This window comes from Mesonia maritima (assembly GCF_042433895.1).
GTDB classification, from domain to species: Bacteria; Bacteroidota; Bacteroidia; order Flavobacteriales; family Flavobacteriaceae; genus Mesonia; species Mesonia maritima.
Genome location: NZ_JBHLUA010000006.1, coordinates 187,223 through 204,936 on the forward strand (window position 1 = coordinate 187,223; position 17,714 = coordinate 204,936).

General features: G+C 33.0%; 13 protein-coding genes and 1 tRNA gene. 8 read left to right on the forward strand and 6 right to left on the reverse strand.

The window, feature by feature from the left end; all coding sequences use genetic code 11:
• Nucleotides 1-255: 255 nt before the first annotated feature.
• Nucleotides 256-1,263 carry a M28 family metallopeptidase gene (locus tag ACFFGL_RS05325; protein ID WP_309728257.1) on the reverse strand — a complete coding sequence of 336 codons (1,008 nt, stop codon included), beginning with the start codon at nucleotides 1,261-1,263 and terminating at the stop codon, nucleotides 256-258.
• Nucleotides 1,264-1,423: 160 nt separating this feature from the next.
• Here ACFFGL_RS05325 and ACFFGL_RS05330 point away from each other — a divergent pair.
• Nucleotides 1,424-1,508: transfer RNA gene (locus ACFFGL_RS05330), tRNA-Ser, on the forward strand.
• A 280-nt stretch (nucleotides 1,509-1,788) separates the two neighbouring features.
• On the forward strand, nucleotides 1,789-2,907 hold the full coding sequence (gene dnaN / locus ACFFGL_RS05335) for a DNA polymerase III subunit beta (protein ID WP_309728183.1): 1,119 nt from the start codon (nucleotides 1,789-1,791) through the stop codon (nucleotides 2,905-2,907).
• 67 nt (nucleotides 2,908-2,974) lie between these two features.
• On the opposite strand, the gene ACFFGL_RS05340 is transcribed toward dnaN, so the two are convergent.
• Nucleotides 2,975-4,903, reverse strand: coding sequence for a M1 family aminopeptidase (locus ACFFGL_RS05340; RefSeq protein WP_309728185.1), 1,929 nt, complete (start codon nucleotides 4,901-4,903; stop codon nucleotides 2,975-2,977).
• Nucleotides 4,904-5,002: 99 nt separating this feature from the next.
• Here ACFFGL_RS05340 and ACFFGL_RS05345 point away from each other — a divergent pair, with 99 nt between their 5' ends.
• The 4 genes from ACFFGL_RS05345 to ACFFGL_RS05360 all read left to right on the forward strand — a co-directional run bounded on the left by ACFFGL_RS05345 (nucleotide 5,003) and on the right by ACFFGL_RS05360 (nucleotide 7,605).
• Nucleotides 5,003-5,470 (forward strand): DCC1-like thiol-disulfide oxidoreductase family protein, encoded by a 468-nt coding sequence (locus ACFFGL_RS05345; protein ID WP_309728187.1) that lies wholly within the window; start codon nucleotides 5,003-5,005, stop codon nucleotides 5,468-5,470.
• A 220-nt stretch (nucleotides 5,471-5,690) separates the two neighbouring features.
• On the forward strand, nucleotides 5,691-6,002 hold the full coding sequence (locus ACFFGL_RS05350) for a phosphoribosylpyrophosphate synthetase (protein WP_309728189.1): 312 nt from the start codon (nucleotides 5,691-5,693) through the stop codon (nucleotides 6,000-6,002).
• 187 nt (nucleotides 6,003-6,189) lie between these two features.
• Nucleotides 6,190-6,681: a Dps family protein gene (locus ACFFGL_RS05355; protein ID WP_309728191.1), complete on the forward strand. Its 492-nt coding sequence runs from the start codon at nucleotides 6,190-6,192 to the stop codon at nucleotides 6,679-6,681.
• A 12-nt stretch (nucleotides 6,682-6,693) separates the two neighbouring features.
• Nucleotides 6,694-7,605, forward strand: a complete 912-nt coding sequence (locus ACFFGL_RS05360; protein WP_309728193.1) for a mechanosensitive ion channel family protein — start codon at nucleotides 6,694-6,696, stop codon at nucleotides 7,603-7,605.
• A 150-nt stretch (nucleotides 7,606-7,755) separates the two neighbouring features.
• Here ACFFGL_RS05360 and ACFFGL_RS05365 read toward each other — a convergent pair whose 3' ends face one another.
• Nucleotides 7,756-8,211 (reverse strand): hypothetical protein, encoded by a 456-nt coding sequence (locus ACFFGL_RS05365; protein WP_309728195.1) that lies wholly within the window; start codon nucleotides 8,209-8,211, stop codon nucleotides 7,756-7,758.
• Nucleotides 8,212-8,315: 104 nt separating this feature from the next.
• Nucleotides 8,316-12,056: a metallophosphoesterase gene (locus tag ACFFGL_RS05370; RefSeq protein WP_309728197.1), complete on the reverse strand. Its 3,741-nt coding sequence runs from the start codon at nucleotides 12,054-12,056 to the stop codon at nucleotides 8,316-8,318.
• Between the two features lie 58 nt (nucleotides 12,057-12,114).
• On the opposite strand from ACFFGL_RS05370, the gene ACFFGL_RS05375 reads away from it, so the two are divergent.
• Entirely contained in the window at nucleotides 12,115-13,299 is a 1,185-nt protein-coding gene (locus ACFFGL_RS05375; RefSeq protein WP_309728199.1) for a Pycsar system effector family protein, read from the forward strand.
• Here ACFFGL_RS05375 and ACFFGL_RS05380 read toward each other — a convergent pair.
• Complete coding sequence (locus ACFFGL_RS05380) at nucleotides 13,291-15,663, reverse strand: GAF domain-containing protein (protein ID WP_309728201.1); 2,373 nt, start codon at nucleotides 15,661-15,663, stop codon at nucleotides 13,291-13,293. The two genes, ACFFGL_RS05375 and ACFFGL_RS05380, sit on opposite strands and share 9 nt — an antisense overlap.
• A 150-nt stretch (nucleotides 15,664-15,813) precedes the next feature.
• On the opposite strand from ACFFGL_RS05380, the gene ACFFGL_RS05385 reads away from it, so the two are divergent.
• Nucleotides 15,814-16,935: a redoxin domain-containing protein gene (locus ACFFGL_RS05385; protein WP_309728203.1), complete on the forward strand. Its 1,122-nt coding sequence runs from the start codon at nucleotides 15,814-15,816 to the stop codon at nucleotides 16,933-16,935.
• Between the two features lie 66 nt (nucleotides 16,936-17,001).
• On the opposite strand, the gene ACFFGL_RS05390 is transcribed toward ACFFGL_RS05385, so the two are convergent.
• The gene (locus tag ACFFGL_RS05390) at nucleotides 17,002-17,682 is read right to left on the reverse strand and encodes an SIMPL domain-containing protein (protein WP_309728204.1); all 681 of its coding nucleotides are present in this window, start codon (nucleotides 17,680-17,682) and stop codon (nucleotides 17,002-17,004) included.
• Nucleotides 17,683-17,714: the final 32 nt, after the last annotated feature.

A 17,714-nucleotide genomic window follows, 5' to 3' on the forward strand; every position in this document is an offset into this window, starting at 1 on the left:
CTTTTTTAAGTTGGGACTTTTTTGTTTTATACAAGTTTTTTCGACCAGGGATAGTAGTGAAAATCCCACAATGCAGCGATAGCGAAATGAGGAATTGTAGTGGATAGCCCGTTTTCATAAAAAAAGCAGCTTAACAAAAGCTGCTTTTTTTATGAAAGGACGCCAAATAAATTATTTTCCTTAAAGATATTTAGCGTTGAATTAAAACTTCATTTAAAAACTTCTCGAATAATTAATCTTGATTATCGATTAATTTTAATTGGCTTTATCTACGATTAAACGGTCATCACGATTGGCAACTTCCCAAGCAGTATAGAAAATTAATTTTGCTCTACGCGCCATTAAATCGTATTCGATTTTATCGGGCGTATCGGTTGGTTTGTGGTAGTCGGCATGTGTTCCGTTAAAATAAAAAATGACGGGAATATTGTGTTTGGCGAAGTTGTAATGATCGCTTCGGTAATAAAAACGGTTAGGATCGTTTTCGTCATTATAGGTATAATCTAGATTAAATTGGGTGTATTTATCGTTTACGTTTTCTGATAATTCGTGAAGTTCGGTGCTGAGTTTGTCGCTTCCGATAAGATAAATATAATTAGGGTCGTTTTCATGTTGTGGGTCAATTCTTCCAATCATATCGGTATTTAAATTGGTTACGGTATTTTCTAGCGGAAAAATTGGATTTTTGGTGTAGTAATCTGACCCTAACAATCCTTTTTCTTCGCCAGTAACGTGTAAAAATAAAATTGATCTCCTTGGTTGAAAACCATCTTTTTCTGCTTTTTTAAATGCTTCGGCTATTTCTAAGATAGCTACAGTTCCTGAACCGTCATCGTCGGCACCATTATAAATATTTCCTTGTTCATCTACCCCTACGTGATCGTAATGGGCAGAAATAACTATTATTTCATTTGGGAATTCGCTTCCTTCGATATAAGCGACTACATTTTCTGATGCGTTATATTGATTGTCGAAAAAACTTGAGGGAATTTCTTGAAAATAATCGTTTTCTCCTAAGGGCGAAGAAATATTCATTTTCTGATATTCTTCTTTTAAATAATTAGCTGCTTTTTTTTGCCCGGGTTCTCCCGTGTCGCGACCTTGAAACTCATCTGATGCAAAAGTATAAAGGTGATCTTTTAATTCTGAAGCGGTTATTGTTTCGCCATAATCGGTTACAATGGCTTCTGAAATGGGTTTGTCTTTTTGTACTTTGCAGGAAATTGCTAGGGATAATAGTGAAAGGAGTAAAAATTTTTTAATCATTATAAAAGGGTTAAATATTTGGAAGCCAATATATCAAAAAAAGTGTGAAGCTCGCTAAATGAATAGGGATAAAAATTTCTTAAAGATTATTTTTCATAAATGAAAAAAGCTTCTATATTTGCATCCGCATTCAGGGAATACCTGATGAGACACTCAAGGAGAAATGGCAGAGTGGTCGAATGCACCGGTCTTGAAAACCGGCGAGGGTCACACCTCCGGGGGTTCGAATCCCTCTTTCTCCGCGTATTAAAACCATAATAGCTATAATAGTTATTATGGTTTTTTACTTATTAGAACCTTAGTTCTGAAACATTTCAACTTATAAATTCTCCTAAATAAAAAAACCATTCCCCTCCTATTCTTCCAAAAAATACTTGAAAGTTTTCAACATTCATCTTAAAAATATGATTTTCAGTACAATTATAATCTATAACTGTTAATAAAAACATTTCAATCTGATTACATTTATAAACCGAAAAAAATATATTTGTATTTCAATTGAATTATCTCAACAAAATACTCATGAAATTTATAGTCTCAAGTTCATATTTACTTAAACAACTTCAAATTCTTGGAGGAGTTATCAATAACAACAATACTTTACCCATACTCGATAATTTTCTTTTTGAATTAAACCACAATAAATTAAAAGTATCGGCATCAGATTTAGAAACGACGATGTCGGCAGAATTAGATGTAGAATCAGATTCTGAAGGAAATATTGCTGTTCCTGCGAAATTATTGCTCGATACGCTAAAAACATTTCCGGAACAACCCTTAACTTTTGTTGTTGAAGATAATAATACTGTAGAATTAAGTTCAAGCTATGGTAAATATGCGCTTGCTTACGCAAATGGCGAAGAATTTCCAAACGCGGTAGAATTAGATGAACCAAATAGTACAACGGTAAGTGCAGATATTTTAGCCTCTGCGATTAGTAAAACAATTTTTGCTTCAGGAAATGATGATTTAAGACCGGTAATGAGCGGCGTGTTTTTTCAGTTTTCCACTGAAGGGTTAACCTTTGTGGCTACCGATGCGCATAAACTCGTTAAATATTCTAGAGAAGATATTACCGCAAAGCAAACGGCAGAATTTATTATGCCTAAAAAACCACTAAACCTTTTAAAAGGAATTTTATCAGGAAGTGAAAGCGAGGTTTTAATTGAATATAACGAGTCGAACGCCAAATTCACTTTTGATGACACACAATTGGTTTGTCGTTTAATCGACGGAAAATACCCAAATTACGAGGCAGTTATTCCAAAGGAAAATCCAAATGTGTTAACTATTGATAGAACGCAATTTTTAAATTCAGTAAAAAGGGTTTCAATTTTCTCTAACAAAACTACGCATCAAGTAAAACTGAAAATTGCGGGAGCCGAGCTTAATATTTCTGCCGAAGATGTAGATTACAGCAATAAGGCTGAAGAACGCCTAACTTGTGATTATCAAGGAGATGATTTACAAATCGGTTTCAACTCTCGTTTTTTAACCGAAATGCTTAATAATTTGAATGCGAATAACGTTCAATTAGAAATGAGTTTACCAAATCGCGCCGGAATTTTAACCCCGAAAGATGGTTTAGATGAAGGTGAAAAAGTAACTATGCTAGTAATGCCAGTTATGCTTAACGCATAAACCTTCTAAAAATTTATATAAAAAAAGTCCGTGATCAATTTCACGGACTTTTTTATTTTTTAATTTCTTATTCAATGACTACTGAATAGGTTTTATTTTCTTTTGAAGTTGAAAGTTTCACAAAATACATTCCTGAAGGGTAATTTTCAACTGAAATTTCGTTTTCCGATGGATGAGAAATTGTTTCTAATTTTTGTCCTACTGTATTAAAAATTTCAATTGTGGTAAGCTGAATGTTTTCAGGGATCGATAAATAAATTTTAGAAGACGCAGGATTAGGATATAAGCTAATTTCAGCTAACTTATTTTTTTCCGCTCTAAGAAATGAAGAATTATTTTTAGAAATTAAATGTACTTCAGGATCAATTTTCAATTCCGTCGCTTCAAAACCAGCATTTACGCTAAACGATTGTCCATTGCTAGTATTTTGTAATGTTGTATCGTAAACTTCACCATTATTTCCTAATAAACGAATTGGCACGTCTGCTTCAAAAAAACTAACCGAAGAATGACTTTGTGTTTGATTTAGCGTAACTTGAACTTCACTGTTGGAAGTATTATGAAATGTAGCTTCATAACTCGGGTAACCTTCGCCATAAACCCAATCAGCAAAAAATTCAGTTAAATTTATTCCGCTTTGTGATTCGAGCGCATTTTTTAAATCTGGCGTTTTTGCATAGCCATAAGCCAAATCAGGATCGGTTAAATAATTTCTCAATCCCTGAAAAAAATCGGCATCGCCTAATTTTTTCCGAAGCATATGTAAAACCATTCCGCCTTTACTATAACTTAATCGACTGCTAAAAACCCGACTCACACTTAACGTATCTTGCGCCGGAACGTAAACGGAACCATCTGGCAAAGCTACAACCTCGCTTACAGTATTTATACGCCACATTTTAAATGCTTGTTCATTATCTAAACCTCCACTTACCATTCCGGTTAAATAGGTTGCAAAACCTTCATTTAACCAGATATCTTGCCAACTTCCGCAGGTAACTTTATCGCCAAACCATTGGTGAGCCAATTCGTGCGCAATAAGACTTCGGTTGAAATTTCCCATAAAAGAAACCGTAGTATGTTCCATTCCACCACCCCAACCAAATTGAGCGTGGCCGTATTTTTCATCTGCAAAAGGATATTCTTGAAAATAGGAACTAAAAAGATTCATAATATCTACGGTTACCGGTGTATCGCTTTGCGCATTTCCGGCATTTTCTGGATAAACATAATTTACTATAGGAAACGGATTTCCGTTATTGGCGACTTGATGTGAATAAACTGTATAATTTGTGACTGCTATAGCGATTAAATAGACAGGAATAGGATAATTATGTTGAAAATGTGTTGTTTTAGAACTGCCATTTGTTACTTCTGAAATTTGTAAACCATTGGCAACCGCAATATTTTCTACTCCATTAGAATTGAGTTTTGGTGCGGTAATATACACATCAATATTATCAATTTTATCATTTAAATCCTGTTTACAAGGCCACCAAGCTTTTGCTCCGTAAGGTTCAGACAAGGTCCAAATTATTTCGTGTCCGTTATGATAAGATTGTTCAAACGAGCCAAAGCCAGAACTTACAGGATTTCCTGAATAGCTTACGGTAAGTGAATCTAAAACGCCCTGTGCTTGCGTTTGTGGCAATTGTATGGTTAATTCATCTCCGGTATGAGAAAAGTTTAAGGAATTTCCGCGTTGAATTACTTGGCTAACTTGCATATTAGAAGCTAAATCGAACACAATTTCATTTAAATTTTCTTTAGCTACAAAATGAGAAGTTATATCTCCGCTAATAAAAGCCTGTGTAGGATTTACCGATAATTCTAATCGGTGGTATTTTAAATCATAATTGGCAGTTTGCAGATTTGCTGTAAAATTCATTTTGGCGTGTGCCGCTTTTGCTTCTGCTTCAATTAAATTTTCGGTTAGCGACTGCGCATTCAAAGAAAATGAAAGAAAGACAATTGCTAAAAGGCTAAAATATTTCATACTTTTATGTTGTTGGCTAAAGATACTATAAATGAATATTTTATTAAAACCTTTGCCTGTTTTATAAGTACTTACGATTTTTTTACAACTTCCGTTTTCATGTTTAAAAAAATAAAAGAAACTAAAAATTTACCGCCAGAACCTTATTTAATTTGGGACGGTAATTGTGGCTTTTGTAAATATTGGAAAACCAATTGGCAAAAAAAGGTGAAAAATAAAGTCGTTTTTAAAACCTATCAAGAAACCGCTGATTTTTTTAATGATATTCCGCTAAAAGAATTTAAAAAATCGAGTAAATTAATCGAACCTAGTGGAAAAATCTATAACGGTCCCGATTCTGCTTACAGAATTCTTTACCATGCCAACAAACCCTATTGGCATCAACTTTATCAAAATTCTTCGACTTTTAGATGGTTAAGCGATCATGCTTATAATCACATTGCTAAAAACCGTTCCTTTTATTATAAATTGACTATTTTCTGTTTTGGGAAGAATCCGTTAAAGTTAAAACCTTATTTTCTTTTATATATTTTGCTTTTTGCCGTATTACTATTCATTTCAATATGAAGAAAATTTATTGGCTTTATATAATTTGCGCGTTAATTACAATTTACGGCTTAATAACCGGTAAGTTTTTCTTTCTACTTCTTGTATTACCGTTCGGTTTTTTTAACTTCAGAAATAGAAAATGAAGGCTTTTTCTAGTTAAACTTATATTAAACTGAACTTAGAATTTGTACAAAAAAAGCTTTCGCTGTACTTTACTTCTAAAAGAAAAACTAACACCATGAAAGATTACGGAACACTATCAGAAGCGATGAATAAGTTAAAAACTGAAGAAGGTTATACTTATGATTTTAATTTACTCGACGAACATTTAGAAAACAAAAAAGAAGGCGAAAAATATAAAGCAGATGAATTTGATGTTGATAAAGTTTTACGCTTTGAAGGAATGAGTAACCCAGATGATAATTCTGTATTGTACGCCATTACTACAAAAAATGGAAGAAAAGGGCTTCTTACCGATGCTTACGGAGTTTATAGCGGGCAAGTTTCAAAAGAATTAATCGAGAAATTAAAAGTACATCCTGAAGCTTAATTGGCATCGCCAAAGGATTTGATATTTCAAGGCTTGTCTTGAAAATGAAAATTTATTTCTAACATCATCCTAGATGAGTAGTGTGCTTACACTCGTTAAACTTATACTAAAGTACTGTTATTACTTGATTTGAAGTCTTAACTATTGTATTTTTGAATAGAAAATAAAAAAACAATAATAAAAAGTTATGGAGTATTTAAATTTAGATAGAGAAAAAACTTCTCATACGGTAAAAGAACTGAACATTTTATTAGCAGATTATCACTTATATTATCAGAAATTAAGAAATTTTCATTGGAATATTATTGGTAATAGCTTCTTCTATCTTCACGAAAAATTTGAAGAAATGTACGACGATGCTAAGCTAAAAGTAGACGAAATCGCCGAACGAATTCTAACCTTACGTTACCAACCCATTAGCAACTATTCAGATTATTTAGAGCAATCTAATTTAAAAGAATCGCCTTCTGATATTACCGATGATAAAATGGTAAAAACTTTATTAAAAGATCACGGAACCGTTTTAAAACAAATGCGTAAAGTGGTTGAAGCTGCAGATGCAGCCGGAGACGAAGGAACAATTGATTTAATTGGCGCATATATTAGAGAACTTGAAAAAACAAGTTGGATGTTAGATGCTTGGGTTATGAAAACAAAAGAAACTCATAAAGTTTTATAAGCATAAAAAACAATGTTTGATAGTTTCGACATAGGAAAATCCATAGAAGGAATATGGAATAAAATGGCAGGTTGGCTGGATTCAATAATCCTTAACCTGCCAAATTTTATTTTGGCCACATTGGTCTTTATCATCTTTGTTTTCGTTGCAAAATACATTGGTAAAGGCTTCAATAACATATTTTTACGGCGTGGTGTTCAACATTCAATTCGTCAAATAAGTGTAAAAATTATTAAGGTAATTGTAATTGCCATTGGTTTTTTTATTGCGCTTGAACTTTTAAACCTAGACAAAATGCTCACCACTATTTTGGGAGCAGCAGGAGTTGTTGGTTTAGCAATTGGTTTGGCGCTACAAGGAACATTAAATAATACATTTTCTGGAATTATTTTAAGCTTTTTGCCCGAAATTCAAATTCATGATTGGGTAGAAACAAACGGTTACGCCGGCGAAGTTTTAGAAGTAAACCTGCGGAATATAATTATTAAAGAATCTGATAATAATCACGTGGTAATTCCCAATTCCATGATTGTGGAAGATACCTTTAAAAACTTTTCTCGAACCGCTCGATCCCGAGTTTTTGTAAACGTTGGCGTGGGTTATGAAAGTGATCTAGAAAAAGTTGAAAAAATCACTACCGATGTCATTAAGAATTTATTTGATCAACAAGGCGAGGAAGAAGTTGAATTTGCTTATACCGAATTTGGCGATAGTTCCATTAATTTTGTAGTTCGCTTCTGGACCGACGTTAGTCGCCAAAAAGATATTTTAATGGCAAAACATAAAGCTATTCTAGGAATTAAGAAAGCTTACAATGAACACGATATTAATATCCCATTCCCAATTCGAACTTTGGATTTTGGAAAAAATAAGTTTAGATCTGAGCGTCTCGAAATTGTAACTAAAAAAGAGGATGATGAATAAATTATTCTGTTAATGTGCATAAAAAAGCCTGAGAAATTTCTCAGGCTTTTTTATTTCACTATCTCTCTACTACTTTTTAAAATAATAGAAACTCGGAAGAGATTTGAAACTATTAAAATAATTGGTTTTTATATTATTTGAATAGTAATTTTAAATTGTCTTTTCAACAAGATTTTTTATAAAAAATTCACTCACGATTATTTTGCGTTTGTGATACATCTTTTTTCTTTTCTTACTAATTTGATCCTCTGTTTTCAACTTCGTTCTTAAATACACTTTATATACAGGCGGTCTTATTAGACTATATGAAAAATTCCAAGATTTAATTTCGTTTATAAAATTATTCCCGTATTTCGATAAAAATTGATTTTCAGAAATTCCTAGAATTAAATTCTGAGTGGTTTTTTTATCTGATTCAATTGGTATTATTTTTCCGCTTTCGGATTCCACCAATATTATATCATTTTCAGAATCAATTTTTAAAATTGAATGTGGTTTCCAAGCGAATATTTTGACTTGAGAAACACCTAATCTTTTATGAACATCTGCTTTTGCTTGATTTAAAGTGGTTCCACTATTTAAAACAGACCTAAATATTATGTCCAAAAATTTAATCACACGTTTTACAAATACTAATTAATAGTTCTAATCTTAAATATAACTTTTAGTCGTTTTTAAATCTTCTTTATTCAGTATTTAACCTCAACGATTTAAAATCTAAATCCGAAACCAAAACTAAATCGTATTCCGTCTTCCCCGTGAAAAAGATTGAAGGTTCCATTTACTGCTTCAGCACTATTAATCCAAATTCCGCCGCCATAATCGTTATGATAAGTGTGACTATTATCGCCATCTAACCAAACTCTACCTAAATCTCCACCTATAAAAGCACCGATTTGAAAGGGTAAAAAAGCGGTTTTAATTCTCCCGATACTGTAGCGCAAATCTCCACCGAATGCCAAGGCGCTTTCGCCGGTAAAACGTTCATTTCGGTAACCTCTTAAACCGGTATCACCACCTAATTGTGCGGCTTGATAAAATTCAAAATCATCGCCAAAATTAACTTGCGATTGAACTTTGGTGCGTAAAACCCATTTTCTGTTTTGAGAGATCGCATTATAAAATTCTAAAGAAGGATGTAAATAACCGTAATAATTTTCTGGTTTTTTAGTGTTCATTTTTCCTCCCAGAATTAACTTGAAATCCATTCCTTGAGTGGGATTTAAAATGTCGTCGTAACTCTCATAACCGTAGGTTGCTTCTAATCCTGCGAAATATTTTCTGCTATAAAAATCTTCATCATCGGTGGTGAATTGTTCGGCTAAAAATCGCCCTTGTGAATTTTCAACTTCAACCGATTCGAAAGTTGCTACATATCTAAAAAGACTTCCATACGGACTTTTCTTTACAAAACCTGCGGAAGCTCCTATTTTACTGATTTTTACTCGGTTGTAATCGAAATCTTCTCCTAATTCTTCTTCAGGATTTATGGTTTCATTTCCGTAGCCAAAAAAGTTTGTTGCAAAATTTGGGCTGGTAAAATGTGCGCCAACTACTAAATTATAAGCTCCTATAATTCTTGCAAAATTTCCTGTATACTCTAAATCGTAGCCTTGCGTGGCGAAATAATAACCTGCTCTAAATTTATGTTGTGATGTAAATGGATTTCGTTTAAAACCATTATCGGTATAAATGGCTTGCAAACCTATTTTAACACCATCATCTGGGTTATAGCCAACACCCGGCAAAATAGCACTTGTAGTAAAAATTTTCTTATCCTTATCATAAATATTTTGTTCATAATTATCGGACAATCTAATTTTTGCTCCTTCCGCTTCTTTAAAGGTATTGGGTTTAGATTTGTGATCGTAAATTTTAAGTTTTTTTCCGTTTTTTATTTTATAGATATCGTTATTTTGACCGCCGATAATTCGCATAAAAATGTAATTATCTCCTTCTCCACTTACAGTAATCACATCGTCGTCATCTAACCCATAAAGCCAAATTTCTTTTGTTTCTTTTTTATCGTAAATTTTTCTACTTGCTAAATCTTTGCGTTCTCCATCTTTATTTCGCCAGATTTCAATTTTGGTTTTTCCATCTGGCATTCGGGTTACATCTAAATAATCGTCTTTATCGGTAGCGGTTACAATCGCTAATTTTGCAAAATATTTATAATATCGTTCGGTAATATCTACAATATTATCTCTTCTTCCTTTTACTTTTTCAATTAGATTTTTAGTAGATTCTGAATCTTGAACTTCTTCGGGCATTTTACTGAAAGCTTCTTCAATAACTTCATCAGTAATATTTTCTTGAATGAATCTAGCTTGCTTTAGCCATTCTTCTTTTCCTACATTCTGAATTAATGAGCGATCTAAACCGACGGCGGCTGTGTTAAACCATTCGATGTCGTCGAGATCTTCTCCATATTTTCCGAATTGTTTTGCGAATCCTGTAAGACCTCGCAAAGTTGCAAAAAAAGCACCATCGAAGTTTGAAAAAACTTGGTCCCGATCTCTTGGAATAGGTTTAAAAATATGTTTTCCCTCAGGAGTTTCAAATTCTGCCCAACGCCATTGATCTTTGTGTCTGTCCCAATCACCCACCAGCATATCAAAAATTCTAGCTTTTATATATTCGGCTTCATCTAAATTATATTTTTCATCTCTTCGCATGCGATCGAAAAGTCCTTCTGTGCTTTGAATATCGTGATTTGGAGAACCAAAAAATTCTGCACCCATCCAATGTTCTTCGGGACGTTCAACAATCATATATAATTCGTCCCCATAACTTTCATTATATTTCTCTAAAGCACGTTGTTTAGGCATATAAATAACTTTAGGATTTGTATGATAAATCCCCACAGCTTCTGATAAGGTTGGAATAGCAAGAAATGCGTACGGGTGAGAAGCGGTATAAAAATCGCTGATGGCACTTTCAGCAACAGTATTTTCAAATCTATTTTCAACGGATTGTTCTTTAAATGCTACCGTTTGAATAAATTGAACCGCGCTCTTTTTTAAAGCTCGAATATTGTATTCCCGTTTTTGTTTATCGCGCACCCGAATTGAGCGTGTTTGATGACCACCGCCGGCTCTCATAACTTCTAAACCACCGTACATTGTATCTAAAATAGCGACATCAGCTTTAATTTTTTTTCCGTATAAATCACGGTAATGATCTCCCCAAACGCTTTCGTAAACTTCTCCTTTTTCAGTTTCTAGTGGTTTGTAAATGGAAGCTTCAATCTGTTTTGGTAGGTTTAAATTTTTAGGCAATTTACTTACATCATAGGTTCTTGGACCGGCAAGTACTTCTTTTTGAAATAATAACTTAGGATTGCTTTTATCGGTTGTTCCGTAAAAACTTACCCAAGATGAACCGTCTTTAAAGACATCATAAATTGCAAAACCTTGATCGGAATAGGCAAAAACACCATCGTTACGTAAACTTGCAAAACTTGATTTAGAACCTGAACCGGAAATTATTTGTTTTATACTATCGTGTTCTACGTACTGTAAATTATGCTCATGGCCCGAAATATAAACTACCCGATGATAATCTGAAGATAAAGTTTCGAGTCTTCTTACCAAAGATTTGTAACGCTCATTCTGCTTATCTTGAATAGAAACTCCACCAGTTGTTCTTACCAACATGGCTAGCGAGCCTAAAATTGGAAGTGGTAATTTGCGTTGTGATGGATATAAGTGTCGATTGAAATGATAATTTCCGCCATGAACACCATTGGTATACATCGGATGGTGCATCGCCATAATTACCGTTTTATTTTGGCTCTTTTTGAGTTCAGTTTCTACTTCAGTAAAAAGTGCCTCTCGGGTTTTTCTTTCGGGGCAGTTATCGTTAATGGTAGGGTTTTTATCCCAATCTTCTAAATACCATTGTGAATCAATAATAATCATGGTAATATCATCTGTAATATCACGAATGGCTAAACCACATCCAGGAACCGGATCCCAAATATTTTTTTTATCTTTTAATTTCTTTTTGATATATTCAGCTTGATCTTCAACACCGTCAATTCCATTTGCGTACCAATCATGATTTCCGGGAATAAAAAGAACTTCTCCTTTAAAATTTTCGATGGCATCTAACTGCGCATCAATTCTATATTCTGCTTGCAATCTTCCGGGATCGTCTTCATCTGGCATTCCTACGGGATAAATATTATCACCGGGAAAAATAACATACGAGTTTTTAGTTTCTACTGAATCTACTAATTTTTTAAACGCTTGCAATCCGCTGGAAGAACCACCGGGTTGCGAATAGCCGGCATCACCTATTACAAAAAACCGTTGATCTATTTCTTTATTTTCTGGGTAATTAAAATTTTTAGTAGGTTCACCTTCTCGGTATTTTGCATCGTAGGTTGCGCAACCTCCTAAAACCATTACTGCTAAAACTGTTAGAAGTATGTTATTTTTTTTCATAGAAATTTATTGGTCAATTTTTTTTGTAATTTGGCTATGATAAAACCACTAGGACTATATGGATAATATTCTTGAGAAAACAGATGAGTTTGTACTTAATTTATTTAAGGAAAAGCTTCCTAATACTTTCATCTATCACAACTACAATCACACACAGCGTGTGGTTAAAAGTACTAAAGAATTAATTGAAAATTCTCAAATTAATGTTAAAGAAGAAAAGGTACTCTTACTGTCAGCCTGGCTTCACGATACAGGTTATATAGTCGCTAAAAACGGGCACGAATTAGAAAGCGCGAAAATAGCTGAAGATTTTCTTAAAGAACAAGGCGAAGACGAAGAAACAATTAAAGAAGTGAAACGCTGTATTCTTGCTACGGAAATGGATGTAGTCCCAGAAGATAAACTGGAAAAAATAATTAGAGATGCAGATTCTTCGCATTTAGCCAAAGATTATTTTGAAGAAACTACTGAATTTTTACGTCAAGAATTAAAGCTTCACGGAATAGCCTATTTCAGTCCGAATGAATGGATTCAAGAAAACATTAAACTTTTTACCGAAAAGCATAAATTTTATACTGATTATGCTACGCGAGAATGGCGACCTAAAAAAAATGACAATTTACTTTCGCTGTTAAAAAAGCAACGCAAGAAAAAGAAAAAATTAGAAAAAGAAGATGCTAAAGCTAAACTTAAAGCAAAATATAAAAGTGAAAACCCCGATAGAAGTCGGCAAACTATTTACAGGACTACGTTACGTAATCACATTAAATTAAGTGATATTGCCGATACAAAGGCCAACATTCTTCTTTCAGTAAATGCCATTATTATTTCACTTGCTTTGGCAAATATAATTCCGAAGTTGGATGCCGATTCTAATAAGCATTTAATGATTCCTACCTTGGTATTGGTTTGTTTTAGTGTTGCTTCTATAATTTTATCGATTATGTCTACGCGCCCAAATGTTACCACTGGCGAGTTTACCAAAGAACAGATTAAGAAGCGGGAAGTAAATATTCTTTTCTTCGGAAACTTTCATAAAATGCCGTTCGATCAATACAATTGGGCGATGAACGAAATTTTAAATGATCAAGATTATATGTATGAAGCGCTTACGAAAGATTTGTATTTACTCGGGGTAGTTTTAAATAGGAAATACAAAATTTTACGATGGACCTATACCATATTTATGACCGGAATAATTATTTCTGTAATTAGTTTTGTAATCGCATTTTGGTCAATGTAATTCTTCCATCAATCCTTCATAAGTAAAGGTTTCTTTATCATCGGGATTATCATCTTTATGGTAAAGAACCTCTACTCTTATCGCTTTTAAACCTACAACTCCCTGAACGTCTTCCAGCTCTAACAACTCTACATTTTCGCCTAAATATTTCTTGCTCTGTAAATATTTAATGTAGCGTAAATATTCCCGTTGATCTGATTTCTGAGAATAAATAATCGCTATTTTTCCTTTCTGGGTTATTCGCTCTTCAGTATCTTTTATGTACGCTTTATCGATTCGTTTTTTAATGATTTCGAAACGCGCATTGTACGTTCCATCTACATCGAATTTTTTCTCATCCATTCGGTAACGAATAGACAAGGTTGAATTGAAAACTAAGATTAGTGAAGCCGCATCTAGCTTTAACGGCATATCTTTTTGAATGTGATAGAATTTATTTTCCATTTCACACATTACTTGTAATTGCCACAGCCGAAGATTAAAAAGATAAACTTCACTAAACGGACGATTTTTCGTCATTTCTTCTCCAATATAAATGTTGTGGTCTACTCCATCGGTTTTGTAACGTTCAAAATAATGTGGGAAAATTTTCTGCGCGTCTATCTGTTTTCTATCGATAAATCGGGCTAACGTTCTGTTGATACGTTGTACGGTATCGTCATAATTTTTTCGTTCATTATAAATCACTCCACTTTCAGGATCGATACATTCGCTGTATTTTTTAATTTTCTTCTTCAGTTTAGAAGACTGTTTTTTTAAGTGATTCATTAAAGGTTTTATTTCCCTGTAAATGAAATTTATAATGCGTTGCTCGCTCGAAGCGTTTAAATTTTCTTTTAAATCACTACTAAACTCTTCAATTCTGAATTTTACTTGCTCATAAATGGGTAATTCTTCAATTTCACAAGCATCTTCTATAATATGGATAATAAGTTCTAATTGTTTCAGTAAATCTTTTTGAATTGCTTTATTCCGCTCGTCTGAAGAACCTACAATATCAATTTGTCCATAAAGCGGATATACGTTATGAAACGCAATATCTCGAAAAGAAGAAACCCCATCGTTATCTAAATCGTTAATATAGCGTTTGGCTTCTTCTTCAAAAATCCATAAAACACTTGGATGAATAGACGTACATTCACTTTGGATAACCGCTTTAATTCTATTTTCGAATTCGGCGCTATTGCGTTCTACCGCAGTGGTGATATAAGGTAAAATATCTTCTAATTTTACTGCGTTTATGCTGTTTAATTCATTTTTTCGATAAGATACAAGTTCTAGCACAGCAAGCAATTGGCCGTTTTTTGACATTGGTGCAAGTACGCAGCTTTTTATCTCATTGGTTAATAAGTTTTCCGATAATAAATTATGTGAGGTTTTCATTGCATAATCTTCAACGTTTGCAATGCTAAAGTACTTTTTGGTTTCTAATAAATTTTCATAAGCCTTTTTACATAAAATACGTCCGCAGTCTCGCTCTTCTTCCCCATTTAAAATAAAACTTTTTATTTTGCCGTTTTCCATTTTATAAAAACTGGCATCGTATTTATTAAACATGGTAAAACCAACCCGCAAATCTGGAATTTTGTATATAGATCTAAAAATCTCAACTAAACTGCTAATGTTTTCTTCATCGGGAATTCTATTGCTTAACAGTTCTGTTTTTAAATCAGAAATTCCGTCATCTACCGTCACATCAGTTAAATTCATTATTACAAAACCTTTAAAAACCCAACTTAAGGGTGGGAATTTTTCTTTCCAAAGTTCAATATCGTCCGTGTTTTGTATTAATTTATCTACATCTTCTTCTGAAATTTCTTGTGCTTTATCGGTAGGCTCAAAAGTTACAAAGTCCGCATTAACTGCCAATCTGTAATGACGCATAATTCCGTTTTCATCGGGAATATCAAAATAAAAAGGTCTTGTAAAATCTACGTTATAACCATAATATTGATTTAAAATCATAATACAGCCGTAAACGTAATCTAATTCTGAACTTTGGTTTCTAATTTCCAGTTTATAATCTTTACCAGCTTTTTTTAAAATTTCATCAAACCTTCCAGAAGAATTAAAAATAATATTATTTCGAGGCGTAGAAGCTGCCTTAATTTCATTATTAGTTAAAATATTCGGAAAAAGATCATCTAATAAAATTTCTATAGGAATTTTATGTTTCTCTAAATCTTTTTTACTGTCTATACCACTTTCAAGTTTAGGAAAGTCCTTAACATACGTAAGCATTTTTTCCAGATACTCTTTCGCAATTGGTTTTTCTTCATTTTTGGCACGTTCGCGATAGGCATCAATCACTTTCTTAAAGCCAATTTTTACTAAAAACGGATAGTCTTTATCTTTATTTATCATTAGTTAAACAGTAATTCAATAAGTTTTAGACAATTTAGGCTATTGCAAATGTTTGTCAAATTATGTTAAGTAAAATTAACAATATTTTAGTTTTTAACACCCTAAAAACGCTAGAAGTTAATTACTTTTGCAACTAAATTCTAAAATATAATGAAGAAAATAAGTCTTATTCTAATGGCTATTTTAGCCTTCTCTTGTGAAGAAAAAAAAGAAGAAAAACCTAGTTTAACTGCAAATATTGCCAATGTTGAAGATGGTACAGAAGTCTACCTGGCAAGTTTGGGAGAAAACGGTAGACCCGTTCCTGAAGATACGGTAGAGGTTAAAGAAGGTAAATTTACTATTGACCTTCCTGAAACAAAATTGCAAACTTTAAACGTATTAACCTTTGAAAATTTAAGAAGTAATGTACTTTTTATCAATGAAAATAAAGCCTTAACCGCTACATTGCATAAAGACAGCTTGCGTTCTTCAAAAATTGAAGGCGGTAAACATAATCAACTTTTTTCAGATTACGTAGAGCATTTACAAAAGCAATCTAAGAAAATTCAAGCTTTGCGAGAGCAATATCAAGATCCAACAATGTTGCAAGATCCTGCAATACGAAACGAAATTCAAGCTAAACAAGAAAAAATTAATGCGGAAGATGAAAAGTTTAGAAAAGAGTTAATTAAGGAGAACCCAAATTCCATTGTATCTATTTTAATTCTTTCTGATATGATGAAAATGAAAATGGTTCCCACCAATGAAATGCAAGATCTCTACACCTCATTATCTACCGAAATACAAAATACCATTCCTGGAGAAAGTGTAAAAGAATTTTTAGAAAAAGCAGGAAAAACTGCTATTGGAAGCAAAGCTCCAAATTTCTCGGCTCCAACGCCAGAAGGCGATATGCTTTCACTTAAAGACGCTATGGGAAAAATTACCATTATCGATTTTTGGGCTTCTTGGTGTAAACCTTGTAGAATTGAAAATCCAAACGTAGTAAGGTTATACAATAAATATCACGATCGTGGTTTAAATATTATTGGGGTTTCTTTAGATAAACCTAACCAAAAAGACAAATGGCTTAAAGCAATTGAAGATGATAAGTTAACTTGGCAACACGTTTCTAATCTTCAATTTTGGCGAGGACCAATCGTTCAGCAATACAATGTGAGTTCTATTCCTGCTACTTTTATTTTAGATGAAAACGGAGTAATTATCGCAAAAGATTTACGCGGAAATGGTCTAGAAGAAAAGTTAGCAGAATTGCTTCCTGAGGAATAATCTATCATTTATTTTAAAACAAAACCGCTTCAACTTGAAGCGGTTTTTTTATATTGCTACGTGGGTTTATTTCAGAAAAAAACCAACGTTTATTTTTACGGTAATTTCCATTTCTCCAACGGCAATGGTTTCTCTTGAAGAAGATTCTACAGCGGAAGCATCCATTTTTGCATTCATCATTACCGGTTGGTAAGCTTGATTTTGAATTTCACTAACAAAATAAGCTTCACCCAACGGTTGTCCTAACGCATCGGCATATTCTTGGGCTTTCATTTTTGCATTTTCAATCGCTTTTTTACGTGCTTCTGCTTCTAATTCATCAGCTGAAGAAGATTGAAAATTTACATTGCTAATATTATTAATACCAGAAGCCATTAAACCATCCATTATCATTTCATAATCCTCTATATCTTCTAGTAAAACACTTAAACTTTGGTACGATCGGTAATTATATTTTTTGGTTTGGTAATTATACGATTTTCCCAGTTGAATATATTCTGTCTGAATATTTTTAGACTTTATTCCTTTACTTTTTAAAAATTTAATAACTTCATTAATATCGCTATCGGTTAATTCTTTTACTTCTGTAGCTGAATTTCCCTCGTGCTCAGCACGAACATTTATTAAAACTTGATCGGGAACAACTCTTACGGTTCCTTCTCCTTCAACAGAAACGCCTTTCGGCATTTTTTGAGCGTAAGAAACGGTCGCTACACAAATTGTAAATAATAAAATTAGTTTTTTCATAGGTCTATTTTTAAGTTAGATAAAACTCATTT

Bases quoted from the DNA above. Each gene is read 5' to 3' on its own strand.
- dnaN (WP_309728183.1), top strand. From the start codon at position 1,789: ATGAAATTTATAGTCTCAAGTTCATATTTACTTAAACAACTTCAAATT.
- ACFFGL_RS05340 (WP_309728185.1), bottom strand. From the start codon at position 4,903: ATGAAATATTTTAGCCTTTTAGCAATTGTCTTTCTTTCATTTTCTTTG.
- ACFFGL_RS05345 (WP_309728187.1), top strand. From the start codon at position 5,003: ATGTTTAAAAAAATAAAAGAAACTAAAAATTTACCGCCAGAACCTTAT.
- ACFFGL_RS05350 (WP_309728189.1), top strand. From the start codon at position 5,691: ATGAAAGATTACGGAACACTATCAGAAGCGATGAATAAGTTAAAAACT.
- ACFFGL_RS05355 (WP_309728191.1), top strand. From the start codon at position 6,190: ATGGAGTATTTAAATTTAGATAGAGAAAAAACTTCTCATACGGTAAAA.
- ACFFGL_RS05360 (WP_309728193.1), top strand. From the start codon at position 6,694: ATGTTTGATAGTTTCGACATAGGAAAATCCATAGAAGGAATATGGAAT.
- ACFFGL_RS05370 (WP_309728197.1), bottom strand. From the start codon at position 12,056: ATGAAAAAAAATAACATACTTCTAACAGTTTTAGCAGTAATGGTTTTA.
- ACFFGL_RS05375 (WP_309728199.1), top strand. From the start codon at position 12,115: ATGGATAATATTCTTGAGAAAACAGATGAGTTTGTACTTAATTTATTT.
- ACFFGL_RS05380 (WP_309728201.1), bottom strand. From the start codon at position 15,663: ATGATAAATAAAGATAAAGACTATCCGTTTTTAGTAAAAATTGGCTTT.
- ACFFGL_RS05385 (WP_309728203.1), top strand. From the start codon at position 15,814: ATGAAGAAAATAAGTCTTATTCTAATGGCTATTTTAGCCTTCTCTTGT.
- ACFFGL_RS05390 (WP_309728204.1), bottom strand. From the start codon at position 17,682: ATGAAAAAACTAATTTTATTATTTACAATTTGTGTAGCGACCGTTTCT.